This is a genomic window from Pseudoclavibacter sp. RFBA6, assembly GCF_002931575.1.
Classification (GTDB): domain Bacteria; phylum Actinomycetota; class Actinomycetes; order Actinomycetales; family Microbacteriaceae; genus Pseudoclavibacter; species Pseudoclavibacter terrae.
This window is the reverse complement of record NZ_PSUA01000003.1, coordinates 194073-211802: the sequence shown is the minus strand read 5'-3', so window position 1 is coordinate 211802 and position 17730 is coordinate 194073. Positions and strand designations below refer to the sequence as shown.

The following is a 17730-nucleotide window of genomic DNA, read 5'->3' as shown; positions in this document are numbered from 1 at the left end:
CGCGCAGGGCAGGGTGCCCAGTGCTGGCACACCCTGCGTGCTCCCCCTACTTGACGTCGGCGGGGGTCTCGCCGAGGCGGTCGAACACGCCCTCTGCGAGGCGTTCGGCGTCGAGCCGAGCCGCGACGGGGTTGCGGCGGTTCGTGCCGTAGCCCAGGAGCGCCACACGGTTGTCGCGGCGGCTCCATCCGTCGCGGAGGCGAGCCATGCCTCCCTGCTCGCGCAGCTGCAGGGGCGCGAGGTGCCGCATCGTGGGACGGCTGCCCGTCGCCCAGATGATCGCGTCCGCCTCGAATCGGTCGCCGCTCGCGAGCGTCACGCCGTCCGGCTGGATGCTCGCGAGCGGCCCGCGGGACACGAGCAGCCCGCGGCGGATCGCGGCGAGCGTCCCCCTCGAGAGCGGGATGCCGCGGACGCTGACCTCGCTCGGGAGGCGCTCCCCGCGCTCGACGAAGCGCACGAACTCCGCCTCGTGGCGCGCATCCATCTCACGCTGCCGCGAGTCGGTGCGGGACGGCAGCGTGAGGCGCGGGAGCTCATGGAAGTCGGGCTCGCGTCGTGTCGACCACGCGGTCGCCGCCGCGATCGGCTCGAGCTCGCGCAGAATCGTGACAGCGGAACGGCCGCCGCCGACGACCATGACGCGTTTCCCCGCGAATCCGGCCAGCGACTCGATGTGTGCGGATGGCAATTGCTCGCCGGCGAAGTCCAGTGCGCCCGGATACCAGGGCACGAACGGCGACGACCAGTCGCCCGTCGCGTTGATGACGTACCGCGTCGTGATGGTCCGGGGCGGACGATCACGCACCTGGATGTGCACCGTCAGATGGGGGGACCGACGCATCGCCTCGACCCTCAGCACCCGCACGGGCCGCGCCACGTACAGGTCGTAGGCGTCCTCGTACCGGCGCATGAGCGGCGGCATGATGTCGCGGACGATGGCCTCGGGATCCTGGTCGCTCAGCCGGATACCCAGCTCGGACAAGCCGGGAGGCCCCGTGAGGAGCGGCGTGTGACCGACCGTCTGGAAATCCCAGCCGCGTCCCCACGACCCGCCGGGCTGGGGCTCTGCATCGAAGACAACGAAGTCCCGCAGCGGACGCAGACCCATCTCGGCGAGCGTCGCGGCGACGGTCACACCTGGCACGCCCGCGCCGATGACGACGAGGTCGATGTCGGTCTTCACGCTGAGCACGTCCGGCTTCCTGTCGAGGCGCTGGGGGCGCACCTGTGCGGTCACTCGGGCGGTCGACGAGCTTCCGTCCGGTAGGGGTCAGTCTAGAGACGCAGGGTGACGTGGCCGGGTCGGCGCACCGAAGATTAGCTCGGCCGCCGTGGTAATGTGAGCGTCAGATTTTCGTTAACGACTTGCGACCGGGTGGCCATTCCTGCCCGGCCCGATTTATAAGGGGGTTACGCATGGGGCGTGGCCGTCAAAAGGCGAAGCACACCAAGGTCGCCCGTGAGCTCAAGTACTCCGTACATGAGACGAACTATGACGCGCTGGCACGTGAACTGTCCGGTGGCTCCTCGAGCTATCCGGTGACGCAGCCAGTGACTGAAGAACCAGCCGACGACATCCTCTCGAAGTGGTCCGAGTACCTCGACGATGATGACGCCGACGAAGACGACGACGCGAGCGGCTACGAGCAGAAGCGCGCGTAGGCGTCTGCGCACGGCTCCCCCGAGCCGCGCAGTCGCCGTCTGCCTCTGAGCCGAACCCGAAACCCCCAGTGATCGAACTCCAGCCACCGAGCTTTCCCGCTGCCATCGCTGTGGCGGTCATCCTCATCGTCGGCAATCTCGTGAGCATGCTCACGGTTCGCTGGGGTGCGGACGGCCGACTCGACCGCTGGGGGTATGCGGGGCTGCGGACGGCGGCGACCCGCTCCTCCGATGAGGCTTGGCGCGCTGGACACGAAGCGGCGCTTCGGCCCGCGAACACGGGAGCTGGGGCAGGCATGGTCTTCGCGGTCGTGTCCGTGCTCTCCGCCGGAACTGTCGCGCCGTATCTCGTCTCGCTCGCCCTCGCCGTCGTCGCGACGCTGGCGGGCGTCATCTCGAGCCTGGTGATCGCGCACCGCGCGGCGAAGGGCGTCGCGGGCCTGTAGGCCCCCTCAGCAGCAGCGTCCCTGCGGGTTCCTGTCCTGCTCGTCGGTGCGCTCCCTCCAGAACGCGCGCTCGCCCATCGGCTCGACGCCCGGATGCGCGCGGCGCTGGTGCGCGACGTACACCTCGTAGGCGTTGTCGCCCATCATCGATGTCACGTACCAGCGGACCGCCCGCAGGACGCGCCCGACTGTGGCCACAGCCAGGCGCATCCCGGAGGTCGGGGGGTTCGTCACGTCAGTGCCTCACGAGGTCGGGGCGCTTGTCGGCGGGGACCGCGTCCCACTGGCGCTGCAGCTCGCGCTCGGTCTTCGTCGGCAGGAACCCAGCTGGGGCGTACAGGCGAGACGGCGTCGCCGGGTCCTCCGTGCTCTGACCGAGGTCGCCCCGCATCGCGCGGAAGGTGCGGATGAGCGCGGCGACGATGACGATGATCGAGAGCGTCACGAACAGGATCGACAGCGACCCCTGCACGGTCGTGTTGCGCACGACCGCCTCCATGGCCTCGACGGTCTTCGCGTTGCCGAAGCTCGTCTCGCCAGCCGCAAGCGCGTCCCGGAAGGCTGCGTTCTGCGCCCAGTACCCGACCGCGGGGACCGGCGAGAAGATCTTGAACGCAGACGCCGTGATCGTGACGACCGCGACGAACGCCAGCGGGAGCGCGACGATCCACATCCACGTGAACAGGCCCTTCTTGGCGACGATCGTGAGGCAGATCGCCAGCGCGATGGCGGCGAGCAGCTGATTGGCGATGCCGAACAGAGGGAAGAGCGTATTGATGCCGCCCAACGGGTCGGTGACGCCCATGATGAGGATCGCGCCCCAGCCCGCCACCATGACGGCGGTGGCGATCCAGGCGCCGAGCCTCCAGTCGGGGTCGCGGAACTTCGGCACGAAGTTGCCGATCGCATCCTGCAGCATGAAGCGGGCGACTCGGGTGCCGGCGTCGACGGCGGTGAGGATGAAGAGCGCCTCGAACATGATCGCGAAGTGGTACCAGAAGCTCATCATGCCGACGCCGCCGATGAACTGCTGCATGATCTGCGCGAGCCCAACGGCGAGGGTCGGAGCACCGCCCGTGCGGGACACGATGCTCTCCTCGCCGACGTTCGTCGCCATCGTCGAGAGCGCATCCGGCGACAGGTTGACGCCCGTGAGCCCGAGCGAGTTGACGAAGGCGACGGCACCCTCGATGGTGCCGCCCGTCGCGGCCGCCGACGAGTTCATGGCGAAGTAGATGCCCCGGTCGATGGAGAGCGCCGCGACGAGCGCCATGATGGCGACGAACGACTCCATGAGCATGCCGCCGTAGCCGATGAAGCGGGTCTGCTTCTCCTTCTCGACGAGCTTCGGGGTGGTTCCGGATGCGATGAGCGCGTGGAACCCGGAGAGGGCGCCGCACGCGATCGTCACGAAGAGGAACGGGAAGAGCGAACCGGAGAAGACCGGGCCGTCGACGCGGCTCGCGAACTCGCTGAACGCAGGGACCTCGATCTCGGGCCGCACGACCACGATCGCGCCGGCGAGCATCACGATGACGCCGATCTTCATGAACGTCGAGAGGTAGTCGCGGGGAGCGAGCAGCAGCCAGACGGGGAGCACGGCGGCGACGAACCCGTAGATGATGATGCCCCAGGCGATGGTCGTGCGGTCGAGCGTGAAGATCTGCGTGCCCCACTCGGTGTCGGCGATCCAGCCGCCGGCGACGATCGCGAACATGAGCAGCACGAACCCGATGATGGAGATCTCGGTGATCTTGCCCGGGCGCAGATAGCGCAGGTAGAGCCCCATGAACAGGGCGATCGGGATGGTCATGGAGACGCTGAAGACGCCCCACGGGCTCTCACCGAGCGCGTTGACCACGACCAGCGCGAGGATCGCGACGATGATGATCATGATGACGAGCGTCGCGATCTGCGCCGCGATACCGCCGATCAGGCCGAGCTCGTCGCGCGCCATCTGCCCCAGCGAGCGACCACCGCGGCGGGTGGAGAAGAACAGCACGAGGTAGTCCTGCACAGCCCCCGCCAGGACGACGCCGACGATGATCCACACGGTGCCTGGCAGGTACCCCATCTGCGCGGCGAGCACCGGCCCGACCAGAGGACCGGCACCGGCGATCGCGGCGAAGTGGTGGCCGTACAGCACGCGACGGTCGGTCGGCACGAAGTCCTTGCCGTTCGCCTTGTACTCGGCGGGTGTGGCGCGGCGGTCATCGGGACGCGTGAGCTTGCGCTCGATGAGCTTCGAGTAGAAGCGGTAGGCGATGAGGTAGGTGCAGACGGCCGCGAACACGAACCAGATCGCGTTGACCGTCTCACCGCGGACGATCGCGAGCATCGTCCAGGCCAGCCCGCCCAGGAGTCCGATGCCAACCCAGAGGGCGACTTTCGCCGGCGTCCACCTCGGCTTCTCAGCGTCTGGGTCGAGATCCTCCACCGCTACAGGTGGGAGTTCGGGGTCGCGGAGTGCTGATCCGCTGTTCTTCGCGTCGTGGCTCACAGGTCGCTCCTCGTCGAGTGGCTGTCGTGGAATCCACGATGGACCATGCCACCGACACTCGCCACCTCCGGAAGGAGGGAGTGACCGGATCGAGACGAACCTGCTCCGCGACGAGGATCAGACCCCGTCGCGCAGGTTGCGCGCGAAACTCGCCGCGCGCGTCCGCAGGTTCTCCTTGCGCTGCTCGCGCGCCGCATCCCGGTCGTAGCCGATATACGCGGACGGGGGCAGGCGGCGCACGTTCGCCGAGCACTCGAACGCAGCGCAGACAAGCGTCCCGACGGTGTCGCCTCGCCGCCCGGCTTCCCCCGTGCGCTTCGCGCTGTAGAACACGACGTCGTTGGGCAGCGTCACGTCCTCACACCACGAGCACATCGCCCGCCGCGTCGGCAGCTTGCGCGCCCGCTCGAACACGATCCCGACGAGCTCGCCGTCGACGGGGACCACCGCGTAGGCGCGACGCCCCAGCTTTGGGTCCGTCCAGCCCAGGTAGTCGCGCCTCTCCCAGTCGACATCGTGGAAGCCGGGCGGCAGGGTCACGTCGCTGACCTCCTTGCGCGAGGCGTTCACGAACGCATCCCGAATCTGGGCCTCGGTGAGCTGCTGCATCCGACGAGCGTACCGACCCTCGAGGTCAGAGGCCGTCAGCAAACTCCGCGAGCGCCTTCGCCAGCGGGTCCGGCGCGCCGATGGCGACGTAGTGACCACCCGGCACGACAACCGCCTCGACCCCGGCGCGGTCGCGCGCATGCTGCTTCGCGAACTCGAGCGGGAAGAACAGGTCGTCCTCGGCGGCGATGAATCCCGTCGGCGTCTCCCGGCCCACTCCGGGCCACGGCGCATCCATCCAGGACCCCGTCTCCTCGCGGACGTGCGCCTTCGCATCGACGACCAGGTCGTCTGGGACCAGGTTGTAGAAGACGAGCTCGTCCTCGGAATCGACACCGAGCGCGCTATGGCCCGTGGCATCCCACCACTCCTGCATCGTCTCCCCCGGTTTCGGGATCATCCCGGCGACGTACACGAGCCCGTCGGCGTCGAGGCGCTCAGCCACGAGCGCCGCCGTGAAGCCGCCAAGCGAATGGCCCACGATGACCAGCTGCTCGCCCTGCCCGTCGCCGTCGGAGCTGTCGCCCCTCGCCTCGTCGAGCTGCGCCGACACCGAATCGGCATAGTCGACGAGCGACAGGCCCGCCTCCTCGACCGGCAGGTCGACGGCGATGGCGCGATGCCCCGCCTCCTCGAGCTTCGGCACGACCAGGTGCCAGTCCCAGCTCGACGATCCTCCACCGTGGATGAGCACAAACGTCGCCATGGTGTTCCCCGCTTCCGCATCAGTTGTCTGTGAGCGGATGCACGTGCATCCGACTGCCAAGCCTGGGGGCCGAGCCTGGACTTTCGCCCGACTCGACGCCGTCCGAGCGGTCTCGGGGTGGGGCGCGTGCGTCCCGGCGCCGATTCCGGGCGTTTCGGCGTGGGCTCCGTGAGTCTCGGGATGGGATGCACGCACGCAGATGGGTTGCAAGCCATCCCGAAGCGCGGTGCCCATCCCGAGACCACGATGACCGCAACCCGACGCCAGGAACCCATCTCGAGATGGCTTTCGCCACTCGACCACATCAACCGAGTCTCGGGATGGGTTCCGCGCACGCAGATGGGGTACAAATCATCCCGAAGCGCGGAACCCATCCCGAGATTTCGGCGAGGGGCGAGCGGCGAGGGGCGAGCGGCGAGCGGCGACCGGCGACCGGATGCGCGGGGCGCGGGGCGCGGGGCGCGCACGCGGACGCGGATGCGCCCGCGTCGCGGGCTCAGCTCGCGACGAGCGGACGCTCGCTGCGGTCGGCGGCGACAAGCGCCGTCGCGAGCACGTGGATGCCGACGGCGATGTCTTCTGCCTGCGTGAACTCCTCGGGAACGTGGCTGCGCCCGCCGACGGATGGCACGAAGATCATGCCCATCGGTCCGAGGTGGGCGAGGTGCGCGGCGTCGTGGCCTGCGCCGGAGGGCACCGCCTCCCATGTGTAGCCGAGCGCGTCGGCTGCGTCACCGAGGAGGCGCTGCACGTCGGGGTCTGCCGCGACCGGGTCCTGGTCGTTGAGCCACTCGATGGCGGTCTCGACGCCGCGCAGCGCGGCGCCCGCCGCGATGTCCTCGGCGACGCGACGCTTCGCGCCGTGCAGCCAGGACGCATCCACGCTGCGCATCTCCGCCCAGATGCGCGCCTCGTCTGGAACGATGTTGAAGGAGCCGGGTGACGACTCGATGCGGCCGGTCGTCGACACTCCGTGGATGGGGGCGCCGCACGCTTCTCGCTCGATCGTGAGGATCGCCTCTGCGGCCGCGATGAGCGCATCCTGCCTGCCCTGCATGGGCATGGTGCCCGCGTGGTCGGCGCGGCCGGAGAAGGCGGCCATGAGCCGCTCGATGCCGGCGATCGCCGTGACGACGCCGATCTGCGTGCCGCTGCGCTCGAGCTGCGGGCCCTGCTCGATGTGCAGTTCGAGGTAGGCGTGCAGCGAGCCGGGCGCCCAGGCCTGGCCGAGCGCGCCGCCGGTGTCGAGGCCGAAGCCCGTCATGGCGTCGCCGAGCCGCAGCGCGGAGTCGCCGTCGGTGCGCTCGAGATGCTCTGGCAGCAGGAGTCCGGCGATCGACCGCGACCCGATGCAGGAGACGCCGAACGAGTTCGCCTCCTCGCCGAGGAAGTCGACGACGTACAGGTCGCGCGAGAGGGCGAAGCCCTCCTCTCGGAGCCGCCTCGCGACCTCGATGCCGCCGAGCACGCCGACGATGCCGTCGTAGCGTCCGCCCGCGTGCACGGTGTCGGTGTGCGACCCGGTCATGAGGGGCTTGAGCGCCGAGTTCGCGCCGCGCAGCACGCCGACGACGTTGCCTGCCGGGTCGATGTGCGCCTCGAGGCCCGCGGCGCGCATTCGGTCTCGCACCCACTCGCGCCCCGCGCGGTACGCGTCGGAGAACACGCGGCGCGAGAAGCCCGGCTCGGCGCTCTCGACGAGCCCGGCGAGCTCGGTCAGATCGGCGAGGACCCGCTGCTGGTCGGGCCGGAGCCTGGACGGGTCGACGGCGCCGAGCAGCGCATCCGCGGTGTCAGCTGACATAGCCGACCGTCCCGCCGACGAGACCCGAGTCGCGGTACTTCAGGAAGTCGATGCCCATGATCTGCTCGATCTCCGCGAGCCCGGACTCGTCGATGGCTGACGACGACACGGGCAGGGCAGATGCGGCCACCGAGACGAGCACGACCTCCTCGCCCTCGTAGGCGTCCTTGACCGCGACGGCCTCGCCGAGCTTGGCGTCGAGGATGATGATCGTGTCCGGGTAGGTTGCGATGCGCTCGCCGCCCGACTCGATGGCCATGTACTCGTTGAGGTACGGCACCGTGAAGTCGCCGATGCGGAACGTGCCGTGGTCCCAGCCGCCGTGGGTCTCGGTCGGCACCTCGAAGCCGAGCGGGCCGCGTGACACGACGGTGCCGCCGAGGCGCTCGACCACGGCCTGCACGAACGCCTCCTGCTTGCCGGCGCCCCGCTTGCGCAGCGCCGCGGCCATGTCGCGCCCGAGGTCGAGGGCCAGCGAGATCGAGCCGTGCGCCGCGTGCTCGCGCACATAGCTCAGCTCGACCGGGTTGCGCGCGGCCGCGATGAAGCCGCCCGTGCGCACCGAGATGTCGCGCAGCACGTCATCGCACGTGTTGATCGTGCCTGTGTTCACCGAGAGGAAGTGCCCGTGGAGGGCGCGGTTGCCGCCAGACACGACCTGCGTCGCCACGTGCCCCTCGCGTTCGGCGAGGCCGAGCGAGCCGAGCTTGCCGGTCGGATGCGCACGCACGTCACCGGCCACGTCGAGCACCTTCACGCCGAGCACCGACGACTGGATCCACCCGTTGAGGGTCGTCGAGTAGCCGTTCTGGGCGGTCATGACGGCCGCGATGGGCACATCCGTCGCCCTGATGAGCTCCTGCAGCGCGTGCACGTAGTCGACCGGGCGGATCTCCCAGTTCTTCGCCGCCGGGGCGCCGATGGCCGTGACCGTCGCCACCCAGCTGTCCTCCGGCAGCTCGTCGATGCTCGCGAGCACCGGCCGGTTCAGCTCGGTCGCCATGCGGCCCATGAGCTCGCCGTGGTGCTTCCACCCGCCGCCGCCGCACGCGAGCACACCGCCCCCGAGCACTCCGTGGATGGCGTCTTCCTGGGTGAGTTCACGCACGAGCGTTCCCTTCGGGGTCGGTGTCAGAGCTGGCTGAGAGTGCTTGGGGTTCCGGGGCGGGCGCGGCTGGCCCAGCGGATGCGCCGTGCGCGGCGAGCCCGAGGGCCGCGATGGGCGCATCCCCCGTCTCGCCTCCGCGCGCGATGGCGACGCTCGCCTCCTCGTACCCCGCGGCCGCGTGGCGGATGACGCCGAGGCCCGTGTCGAGGTCGAGCGCGAGGCGCAGCCGCTCGAGGGTCTCCGGTCTGCCGTCGGCGACGATCGACACGCCGGCCGATTGCATCCACCCCGTGTAGCCGCCGCCGCCAGAGTGGATGGCGACGAGGTCGGCACCCGCGGTCGAGAGCAGCATGGCGTCGAGCAGCGGCCAGTCGGTGACCCCGTCAGAGCCGTCTCGCATGCCCTCCGTGCCGATGCGCGGATGCGTCATGCCGGCCGAGTCGAGGTGGTCGCGGCTGAAGAGCACGGGAGCTGTGAGGCGTCCGTCGGCGACGAGCTCGTTCGCGGCCTGCGCGAGGCGCGAGCGCTCGCCGTGGCCGAGCCAGCACGACCGGGCCGGCAGCCCCTGCTGCGGCACATGCACGCCCGCGAGCGCCAGCCACTCGGCGACCTCGGGGCGGTCGGGGAAGAGCGACGAGGCGAGCGCATCCATCGTCAGCTGGTCGTCGACGTCGCCCGACAGGCACACCCAGCGGAAGGGGCCGATGCCGCGCGCGAAGAGCGGCCGCAGGTAGGCCTCCATGAAGCCGGGGATGCGGTTGACCCGGGCGGTCTCGCCCTCCCCCAGGTGCTCGAGCGCTTTCACGCGCAGGTTGTTGCCGTTCTCGAACGCGACCGATCCGCGTTCCTGCAACGTGAGCATGGCCTCGACCTGCTGTGCCATGGATGCGCGTGCGAGCGCCTCGACGCGCTCCGGCTCCGTCTCGCGGGCCGAGATCCACGTGTCGAGCGTGTACTCGAGGGGCACGTAGCCGTACCGCGCGTCGTGCGCGGCGGTCTGGTCGGTGACGATGTCCGGCGTGACGCCGCGGGATGCGAGCTCGGTGAACACGGCCGCCGCGTTGGCGTGCAGCGCGACCGCCGCCGGGATCCCCTCGGCGCGCGCCGCCTCGATCAGCGCGAGCGCGTCGTCGAGAGTCGGCGCTTGCACGTCGATGCCGCCCACCGCGAGCGCCCGGTCGATCTTGACCTGGTCGATCTCCACGGTCAGCGACGAGAGGCCGAGGATTCGAGCAGAGATCGGCTGGGCCGACCCCATCCCGCCGAGGCCCGCCGTGAGCATCCACCTGCCCTCCGCCCGCGCGTCGTAGTGCTGGACGAGCACCTCGCGCAGCAGCTCGTAGGTGCCCTGCAGCACACCCTGGCGGCCGATGTACTGCCAGGCCGCGGCGGTCAGGCCGCCCCAGATGGTCTGGCCGGCGCGGTACCGCTCGTAGAAGCGGTCGCTGGTCGCCCAGTTGCCGACCGTGTTGTTGACGGCGGACAGCACCATGGGCGAGTCGCGCTTCGTCGACATGACGCCGACTGCGGCGCCCGTCTGCAGGATGAGCGTCTCCGCCTCGTCGAGCTCGAGCAGCGAGGTGACGATGCGGCAGGCCTCATCCCAGTTGCGGGCGGCCTTGCCGAGCGATGCGTAGACGATGAGCTCCGCCGCGTTCTCGCCGACCTCGAGCACGTTCTCGAACATGCGAAGCAGGCCCTCGGCCCGCCAGTTCCTGGCCCGCAGCTTCGTGCCGCGGTGCGCCGTGATGGGCTGGGTGCCGCGGGCGAGGATGGGACTGGCGAGGGGCGCGGATGCTGGCGGCGGCGTCCCACCGTTCGTGGACGTCTCGCCGCCCACGCGGGTCTGGCTGTTCGCGGGGGTCGCGGCTGATTCAGGCACTCTGATCGCTCCAGACTTCGAGGTCGACGTTCGATGGCAGTTTCGCGGCGAGCTCCGTGGCTCCCTGCTTGAGGAGCGCGATGCGCTCATCCAGTGCCCCAGTCTGCCGCTCGTCACCGACAAGCGACAGTGAGCACAGCACGCGGCCGCCCGCGAAGACGGGAACGCCGATGCCGACCATGCCCGGGGTGATCTGCCCGTACGAGACGGCGTGCCCCTCGGCGCGCACCTGACGCAGGTACGGCTCGATCATCTCTGGACTCATGGTCGCCGTCGTGTACGCGCGCAGACCGCCGGACAGCAGCTCTCGGACGACCTTCTTCGGCGCGTACGCCAGCAGCGGCAGCGCCGTGGCGCCCGCGTAGAGGCTGCGCACCTTGCCGCGTCCGAACGGGATGCGATGCTGCGGATGCGCGTAGGACACCTCCAGGCACACGGCGGTGATGTGCACCCGCACGGCGAGAATCGCGGTCATGCCGGTGAGCTCGCGGAGGCGCCGAAGCACGGGGGCCGCGTAGCGCACGAGGTGCGGCGAGGCGTCATCGCTCTCCGCGAGACGACTCGACGGCATGAGGTAGCCGTCGATCTCGATCGCGAACCCCGCATCCCGCAGCACCGTCACGTAGCGGTAGACGGTCGAGAGGGGCATGCCGAGCTCGCTGCTGATCTCGGAGATCTTCAGGCGCCCGCGGCCCTGGATGAGCTGCAGGATCTCGAGGCCACGGTGCAGCGACTTGTACGCCGCTCCACCGGTGCCGCTCCCACCGCCGGATGCGGCGGCTCCCCCTGAGATGGGTCGCCCGTTCGGGTCCGCCTTCGGTCGCAGGTCGCTCATGATCAGACCAGGACCTCTCCCCGGCCAGCGCCCGCGAGCAGCCCCGCAGTGTCCGAGTAGACCAGCTCACCACGGGAGAACGTGTGCGTCACGCTGCCACCCGGCGACATGCCCTCGTACGGTGTCCAGCCGGCGTTCGAGAGCATCCGCTCGAGCTCGATGGATGCGTCGCCCGGCGTGAACACGACGATGTCCGCGTCCTTGCCCACCTCGAGCGAGCCCTTGCGCGCGTCGAGACCGTACCGGCGCGCTGGCGCGATGGTGAGCGCATCCACCGCCTGCGACAGCAGCGCCTCGGCTGCGTCGCGACGCAGCGCCCCGCCGAGCGTCGCGGCGACGAGCGTCTGCACGCCGGGCGCACCCGAGCTGTTGTCGAGCATGACGTCGTGCTCCTTCAGCTCGCGTGACCACGGCGCGTGGTCGGAGCTGACGACGCTCACGGCGCCACGCCCGATGCGGTCCCACAGGCCCTCACGTGCGGCGGCATCACGCAGCGGCGGGTTGATCTTGAGGTGCCCGCGCTGCGTCTCGAGATCGTCCTGGGTGAAGGTCAGGTAGTGCGGGCACGTCTCGAGCGTGACGTCTGCGCCCTGCGAGCGGTACCACTCGACGAGGTCGACGCTGCGCGGCAGCGACAGGTGGCAGACGTGCAGGCGGGCGCCGGTGTTCGCGGCGACCTCGAGCGCCGTCAGCACGCCGAGTGTCTCCGAGACCGGCGGACGCGACCGCGAGTGCGACTGCGGGTCGGTGCTGCCCGCCGCCCGCTCCTCCCGGAGGAGCGACTGGATGATCTCGTTGTTCTCCGCATGCGTGCAGAGGGTGCGGCCAGCGTCCCGGACGGCGGCCATGACGCTCAGCAGCTCGCGGTCGTCGATGCGGGGGAAGCGCGTCTCGTGCGTGTGGAAGAGGGAGACCTTGAAGCCGACGGCCCCCGCCTCGGCGAGCTCGCCGGCCGCGCGCCACCCGCCCCCTGGCGCGAGGGTGCCGAGGAGCGCGACGTCGATGTGCGCCTCGTCGTTCGCGAGATCCTGCTTCGCGCGCAGCCTGTCCAGGCTGTTGATGGGGCCGGTGCCGTCGTACGGCATCTCCACGATCGTCGTCACGCCACCCGCGGCCGCGGCCCTCGTCGACGCGGCGATGCCCTCGCCGCCGTGCGAGAGCGAGTGCACGTGCGCATCCACCACTCCGGGCAGCACGTAGGAATCGCCGACGTCGACCAGCCTGGCTCCTGCGGGAGCCGCGGCGCGGGACGCGCCGGTGTGCACCGCGACGATCCGAGGCCCCGCGGCCCACACCTCGCCCGGTCCCCAGACGCCGCGCGCGTCCCGGATCCTCCCGCGCACGATGAGGGTCGCGACGAGGTCTTCCTGCGGCTGCGCTGCTGGCTCCATGCACACAGAATAAGAACGCAACGGTGGGTTCGACTAGTGCGTTCTTAGATCACGGGATGAAGTGCGGGTGCAGGCTGCCGCATGCCGGCCAGCTGGCTGCAGACCTGGGGCTTCAGCAGGCACGAGCAGCGCCGAGCACGCGCACCCCCAACGTCTGTGCCTGAGCTCGGCGCAGTCAGCGCAGGCAGCTCAGTTCAGCGGATGCGGTGGTGGTCGAAGACGATGCTCGTGCGCGTGGATGCGACGGCCGGGTGCGTCGAGAGGTTCGCCACCACGAACTCACGGACATCGTTCGAGTCACGCACGGCCACGTGCACGATGAAGTCCTCCGAGCCGCCGAGGAAGAAGATCTGCACCACCTCGGGCAGGCCCCGCATCTCATCTGCGAAGTGGGCGAGCTCCTGACGCTGCCCGGAGCGGATGTTGACGCTGATCAGGGCCTGGAGGGCGAGGCCAAGCTGCGGTAGCCCGACATCGGCGGTGAAGCGCGTGATGATGCCCCGATCGACGAGCGAGCGCACGCGCGCGATGCACGTCGACTGCGCGATGCCCACGGCATTCGCGAGCTGCGTGTTCGACTGGCGGGAGTTCACCTGGAGCAGATCCACGAGCTGACGGTCGACGTCGTCCAGCAACCCGGCATCCACGCCCCGAAGTTCCTTCGGTGTTCCAGCCATGCGCGTCCCCTCCAATCACAGATTTCTACCAATACTGACCCAAGAACCGTGATCCCTGCGGCTCTCAACCCGTTCGAAACACTTTCTGCACATGATCTCCGAAGAACAGCACCGAATCAGCACGAACACAACGAGGTCATCATGCGCATCGGGATCCCTGCCGAGATCAAGAACAACGAGAACCGCGTCGCCATCACGCCCGCCGGAGTGCACGAACTCGTGCGGCACGGCCACGAGGTGCTCATCGAGTCGGGCGCCGGGCTGGGCTCCGCCATTACCGACGACGCCTACGAGGCCGCCGGTGCACGCATCCTCGCGACCGCCGACGAGGTGTGGGCGCGCGCAGAGCTGCTCCTCAAGGTCAAGGAGCCCGTCGCCTCCGAGTACCGGCACATGCGGCCAGACCTCGTGCTCTTCACCTACCTGCACCTCGCCGCCGACCGGGCGCAGGCGGAGGCGCTCGCCGGCGCGGGCACCACCGCGATCGCCTACGAGACGGTGCAGCTGCCGAACCGCTCACTGCCGCTGCTCACCCCCATGAGCGAGGTCGCTGGCCGCCTCGCGACGCAGGTCGGCGCGTACCACCTCATGAAGGCCGCCGGCGGACGCGGCATGCTGCTCGGCGGCGTCCCCGGAACGCCGAAGGCGAAGGTCGTCGTCATCGGCGGCGGCGTCGCTGGCGAGCACGCGGCCGCGAACGCCGTCGGCATGGGCGCCGATGTCACCATCATCGACCTCAACATCCCCCGGCTCCGGGAGCTCGAGGTGCAGTTCCAGGGCAAGATCCAGACGCGTGCCTCCTCGGCGTACGAGATCGCGGCGCAGCTCGCCGAGGCCGATCTCGTCGTCGGCTCCGTCCTCATCCCGGGCGCCGCCGCGCCGAAGCTCGTGACCGACGAGATGGTCGCCGGCATGAAGCACGGGTCGGTGCTCGTCGACATCGCCATCGACCAGGGCGGATGCTTCGAGGGCTCCCACCCGACGACCCACGACGACCCGACGTTCCCCGTGCACAACTCGATCTACTACTGCGTCGCCAACATGCCTGGCGCCGTGCCGGAGACCTCGACGCGCGCGCTCACGAACGCGACGCTGCCGTACGTGACCGCCATCGCCGACAAGGGGTGGAAGCGGGCCATGCAGGAGAACCCGGCGCTCGCGCTCGGCCTCAACGTGCACGGCGGGCACATCACCAACCGCGGTGTCGCGACGGCCCTCGGCCTCGAGTACCGCCCCGTCGACGAGGTCCTCGCCGCGGAGTGACCGCCGCGCGCTGCCAGGATCCGATCCGCCCGTGTGCGCCGAGGCGAACGCCCCCGCTGCGCGCGGCCCGCGCCTCGATCGCTGCCAGCCAAATGGCCCCGGGCCCCGCGCCGACGCCGCCAGCCAAGTGGCCCTTCTGGAGTATCCAGAAGGGCCACTTGGCTGGTAGCGATCGCACTGTGTGGCCTGTGCCCGGGCCGGGGACCGGGGCGCCAGCGCATGCCGGGGCGCCAGCGCAGGCCAGGGAACCCGCGCAGACGCCGACCGCACAGCTACGCGCTGGTCGTGGCGACGCTCGTGGATGCGGCGGTCGCACCGAAGACGGCACCGGCGCTCGAGCCCGGCCCGGAACCGAAACCGGAACCGGAACCCTTCGGACCGCGCTTCTTCCGGCCGGGGACGACGAGGCGCCCGAGCAGCGCGAGGACGCCATCGACGACCAGCGCGAGGAGCGTCACGAGGATCGCGCCGACGAGCACGCGCCCGTAGTCGGTGACGGCCAGGCCGTCGAAGATGTAGCGTCCGAGGCCGCCGAGGTTGACGTAGGCCGCGATGGTCGCGGTCGCGATGACCTGCAGCACCGCGCTGCGGAGGCCGGCGACGATGAGCGGCATGGCGTTGGGCAGTTCGACCTGCCACACGATCTGCCACTCGGTCATGCCCATGGCTCGCGCGGCATCCACGGTCGCTCGGCTCACGTTGGCGACACCCGAGTAGACGCCCGCGAGGAGCGGCGGAACGGCGAGGATGACCAGCGCGATCACGGGCGGGAACAGGCCGAGGCCCATGAGCAGCACGAGCAGCGTCATGAGGCCCAGGCTGGGGAGCGCCCGGAGCACGTTGGCGGTGGCGACGATGAAGGTCGTGCCCTTGCCGGTGTGGCCGATGACGAGGCCGAGCGGGAACGCGATGACGGCGGCGAGTGCGACGGCGAGCAGCGAGTACCAGAGGTGCTCGCCGACGCGGGCCGGGATGCTCGCGGAGCCGACCCAGTTGGCCGGGTCGAGGAAGTAGGACAGCATCTCGTTGAACATCAGACGTTGCCCTTCCCGATGACGGTGTCGAGCATGGCGGTCTCCGTGCGCTCGCTGGGTGCGCGCTTCGACGCGCGCTTCGCCTTCACGCGACCGCTGCGAAGCCACGGCGTGGTCGCGACGCCGATGAGGGCGATGATGCGGTCGAAGATGAACGCGAGGACGAGGATCGTGATGATGCCCGCGAAGATCTGGTCAGGGTAGTCGCGCTGGAAGCCGGCGGTGAAGAGCTGGCCGAGGCCGCCGACGCCGATGACGGCGCCGACCGAGACGAGCGAGACGTTGGTGACGGCGACCACTCTGAGGCCGGCGACGAGCACCGGGATGGCGAGGGGCAGCTCGACCGCGACGACCCGTTTGATCGCCGAGAAGCCGATGGCGCTCGACGCGTCCTTCACGTCGGCGGGCACGGCGTCGAGCGACTCGAGCACGGTGCGGATGAGCAGCGCCGTCGAGTAGAGCGTCAGCGCGATGACCACGTTGAGAGGGCTGATGATCGGCGTGCCGACGATCGAGGGGATGACCACGAACAGCGCGAGCGACGGGATCGTGAACACGATGCTCGCGACGACGATCGCGACCGCGCGACCCCGGGGGCGCCCGACGAGCAGCATCCCGAGCGGCAGCGCGATGACGAGGCCGAGCACCGTCGGCACGACCGAGAGCATCGCGTGCTGGATGATGATGGGCCAGACGGTGTCCCAGTTCGCGATGAGCCAGTTCATGACCGGTCGCCGCTCGAGTCGGCGACGCGCGCGAACACCGTCTCGCCGCGCACGACGCCGGCGGCGACGCCGGCCTCGTCGACGACGACGGCCAGGCCCGCCGGGGAGGCGAGCACCGCATCCAGCGACCGGCGCAGGTTGTCGTCGAGGGTGACGACCGCGCCGACGGGGACGCGCAGCGAGCTCGCGCGGTGCAGCCAGGCGTCGGGGCGGCCGTTGTCGTCGACGGCGAGCGACCACTCGGAGTTGTGTGGGTCGAGGCTGATGATGCCGGCGACCGGCTCGGCGAGGGGCTCCGCGGCGAGCGCGGCATCCCGGAACGTGAGAGCGCGGTAGCCGCGGTCCTTCGAGATCATGCTGGACACGAACGTGTTCGCCGGCCGTGTCATGACCTCCTCGGCCGCCGCGTACTGGTGCAGCACGCCGCCAGGGCCGAAGACGGCGATCTTGTCGCCGAGGATGAGGGCCTCGTCGATGTCGTGCGTCACGAACACGATCGTCTTCTTCAGCTCGCGCTGCAGGCGGATCATCTCCTGCTGCAGCTCGTCGCGCACGACAGGGTCGACGGCGCTGAACGGCTCGTCCATGAGCAGGATCGGCGGGTCGGCCGCGAGCGCACGGGCCACGCCCACACGCTGCTGCTGGCCGCCCGACAGGTCGGCGGGGTAGCGGTGCACGAGCTCGGGGCGGAGGCGAACCCGCTCGATGGCGTCCATCGCCTTGGCGCGGGCCTCCTTCGCGGGCACGCCCTTGAGCCGGAGCACGGTCGCGACGTTGTCGAGCACGGTCCGATGCGGGAAGAGGCCCGCGTTCTGGATGACATAGCCGATGCCGAGTCGCAGCTGCGTCGAGGGCACATCCGCGACGTCCTTGCCCGCGACCGTGATGCGGCCGCTCGACGCGTCGATCATCTTGTTGATCATGCGCATCGACGTCGTCTTGCCGCATCCGCTGGGGCCGACGAACGCCGTGAAGGAGCCTTCCTCGATGTCGAGGCTGAGGTCGTTGACCGCGGTGGTGCCGTCCGGATACGTCTTGGTGACGCTCTCGAAGGTGATCATGCTGCTCCTTGGCTGGGGACGGGG

General features: G+C 70.0%; 16 protein-coding genes and 1 pseudogene. 3 read left to right on the top strand and 14 right to left on the bottom strand.

The annotated features are described in order from the left end of the window. Positions 1-46: 46 nt before the first annotated feature. Complete coding sequence (locus tag C5C17_RS01575) at positions 47-1240, bottom strand: NAD(P)/FAD-dependent oxidoreductase (protein ID WP_104251614.1); 1194 nt, start codon at positions 1238-1240, stop codon at positions 47-49. Between the two features lie 179 nt (positions 1241-1419). On the opposite strand from C5C17_RS01575, the pseudogene C5C17_RS19110 reads away from it, so the two are divergent. Continuing rightward, positions 1420-1551 (top strand): annotated as a pseudogene (locus C5C17_RS19110) (DUF3073 domain-containing protein); the annotation flags it as partial. A gap of 182 nt (positions 1552-1733) precedes the next feature. Continuing rightward, positions 1734-2111 (top strand): SdpI family protein, encoded by a 378-nt coding sequence (locus tag C5C17_RS01565; protein WP_104251612.1) that lies wholly within the window; start codon positions 1734-1736, stop codon positions 2109-2111. 6 nt (positions 2112-2117) lie between these two features. Here C5C17_RS01565 and C5C17_RS01560 read toward each other — a convergent pair whose 3' ends face one another. From C5C17_RS01560 to C5C17_RS01515, 10 genes are all read right to left on the bottom strand, one after another. Next, complete coding sequence (locus C5C17_RS01560) at positions 2118-2321, bottom strand: YbdD/YjiX family protein (protein WP_104251611.1); 204 nt, start codon at positions 2319-2321, stop codon at positions 2118-2120. 25 nt (positions 2322-2346) lie between these two features. Next, on the bottom strand, positions 2347-4611 hold the full coding sequence (locus C5C17_RS01555; RefSeq protein ID WP_104251610.1) for a carbon starvation CstA family protein: 2265 nt from the start codon (positions 4609-4611) through the stop codon (positions 2347-2349). Positions 4612-4728: 117 nt separating this feature from the next. Then, positions 4729-5220 carry an FBP domain-containing protein gene (locus C5C17_RS01550; RefSeq protein ID WP_104251609.1) on the bottom strand — a complete coding sequence of 164 codons (492 nt, stop codon included), beginning with the start codon at positions 5218-5220 and terminating at the stop codon, positions 4729-4731. A gap of 25 nt (positions 5221-5245) precedes the next feature. Further along, entirely contained in the window at positions 5246-5926 is a 681-nt protein-coding gene (locus tag C5C17_RS01545; RefSeq protein ID WP_104251608.1) for an alpha/beta fold hydrolase, read from the bottom strand. Positions 5927-6422: 496 nt separating this feature from the next. Continuing rightward, a complete protein-coding gene (locus C5C17_RS01540; protein ID WP_104251607.1) occupies positions 6423-7730 on the bottom strand; it encodes a M20 family metallo-hydrolase in 1308 nt (435 codons plus the stop codon). After that, positions 7720-8838 carry a DUF917 family protein gene (locus C5C17_RS01535; RefSeq protein ID WP_104251606.1) on the bottom strand — a complete coding sequence of 373 codons (1119 nt, stop codon included), beginning with the start codon at positions 8836-8838 and terminating at the stop codon, positions 7720-7722. The genes C5C17_RS01540 and C5C17_RS01535 overlap by 11 nt, the downstream gene beginning before the upstream one ends. After that, on the bottom strand, positions 8831-10720 hold the full coding sequence (locus C5C17_RS01530; RefSeq protein ID WP_219820448.1) for a urocanate hydratase: 1890 nt from the start codon (positions 10718-10720) through the stop codon (positions 8831-8833). The genes C5C17_RS01535 and C5C17_RS01530 overlap by 8 nt, the downstream gene beginning before the upstream one ends. Then, positions 10713-11555: an IclR family transcriptional regulator gene (locus C5C17_RS01525; protein ID WP_104251604.1), complete on the bottom strand. Its 843-nt coding sequence runs from the start codon at positions 11553-11555 to the stop codon at positions 10713-10715. Before C5C17_RS01525 ends, C5C17_RS01530 begins: the two co-directional genes overlap by 8 nt. 2 nt (positions 11556-11557) lie before the next feature. Further along, a complete protein-coding gene (locus C5C17_RS01520; protein ID WP_104251603.1) occupies positions 11558-12946 on the bottom strand; it encodes a dihydroorotase family protein in 1389 nt (462 codons plus the stop codon). A gap of 194 nt (positions 12947-13140) precedes the next feature. Then, positions 13141-13623 carry an Lrp/AsnC family transcriptional regulator gene (locus tag C5C17_RS01515; RefSeq protein WP_104251602.1) on the bottom strand — a complete coding sequence of 161 codons (483 nt, stop codon included), beginning with the start codon at positions 13621-13623 and terminating at the stop codon, positions 13141-13143. Between the two features lie 141 nt (positions 13624-13764). Here C5C17_RS01515 and ald point away from each other — a divergent pair, with 141 nt between their 5' ends. Further along, positions 13765-14886, top strand: a complete 1122-nt coding sequence (gene ald, locus C5C17_RS01510) for an alanine dehydrogenase (RefSeq protein ID WP_104251601.1) — start codon at positions 13765-13767, stop codon at positions 14884-14886. 272 nt (positions 14887-15158) lie between these two features. Here ald and C5C17_RS01505 read toward each other — a convergent pair whose 3' ends face one another. From C5C17_RS01505 to C5C17_RS01495, 3 genes are read right to left on the bottom strand one after another with little or no spacing between them, the layout of a single operon-like run. Further along, the gene (locus C5C17_RS01505) at positions 15159-15920 is read right to left on the bottom strand and encodes an ABC transporter permease (RefSeq protein WP_104251600.1); all 762 of its coding nucleotides are present in this window, start codon (positions 15918-15920) and stop codon (positions 15159-15161) included. Next, a complete protein-coding gene (locus tag C5C17_RS01500; RefSeq protein WP_104251599.1) occupies positions 15920-16645 on the bottom strand; it encodes an ABC transporter permease in 726 nt (241 codons plus the stop codon). Before C5C17_RS01500 ends, C5C17_RS01505 begins: the two co-directional genes overlap by 1 nt. Further along, the gene (locus C5C17_RS01495) at positions 16642-17706 is read right to left on the bottom strand and encodes an ABC transporter ATP-binding protein (protein WP_104251598.1); all 1065 of its coding nucleotides are present in this window, start codon (positions 17704-17706) and stop codon (positions 16642-16644) included. The genes C5C17_RS01500 and C5C17_RS01495 overlap by 4 nt, the downstream gene beginning before the upstream one ends. Positions 17707-17730: the final 24 nt, after the last annotated feature.

Bases quoted from the DNA above. Each gene is read 5' to 3' on its own strand.
- C5C17_RS01560 (WP_104251611.1), bottom strand. From the start codon at position 2,321: ATGCGCCTGGCTGTGGCCACAGTCGGGCGCGTCCTGCGGGCGGTCCGC.
- C5C17_RS01550 (WP_104251609.1), bottom strand. From the start codon at position 5,220: ATGCAGCAGCTCACCGAGGCCCAGATTCGGGATGCGTTCGTGAACGCC.
- C5C17_RS01545 (WP_104251608.1), bottom strand. From the start codon at position 5,926: ATGGCGACGTTTGTGCTCATCCACGGTGGAGGATCGTCGAGCTGGGAC.
- C5C17_RS01540 (WP_104251607.1), bottom strand. From the start codon at position 7,730: ATGTCAGCTGACACCGCGGATGCGCTGCTCGGCGCCGTCGACCCGTCC.
- C5C17_RS01525 (WP_104251604.1), bottom strand. From the start codon at position 11,555: ATGAGCGACCTGCGACCGAAGGCGGACCCGAACGGGCGACCCATCTCA.
- C5C17_RS01520 (WP_104251603.1), bottom strand. From the start codon at position 12,946: ATGGAGCCAGCAGCGCAGCCGCAGGAAGACCTCGTCGCGACCCTCATC.
- C5C17_RS01515 (WP_104251602.1), bottom strand. From the start codon at position 13,623: ATGGCTGGAACACCGAAGGAACTTCGGGGCGTGGATGCCGGGTTGCTG.
- ald (WP_104251601.1), top strand. From the start codon at position 13,765: ATGCGCATCGGGATCCCTGCCGAGATCAAGAACAACGAGAACCGCGTC.
- C5C17_RS01505 (WP_104251600.1), bottom strand. From the start codon at position 15,920: ATGTTCAACGAGATGCTGTCCTACTTCCTCGACCCGGCCAACTGGGTC.
- C5C17_RS01500 (WP_104251599.1), bottom strand. From the start codon at position 16,645: ATGAACTGGCTCATCGCGAACTGGGACACCGTCTGGCCCATCATCATC.
- C5C17_RS01495 (WP_104251598.1), bottom strand. From the start codon at position 17,706: ATGATCACCTTCGAGAGCGTCACCAAGACGTATCCGGACGGCACCACC.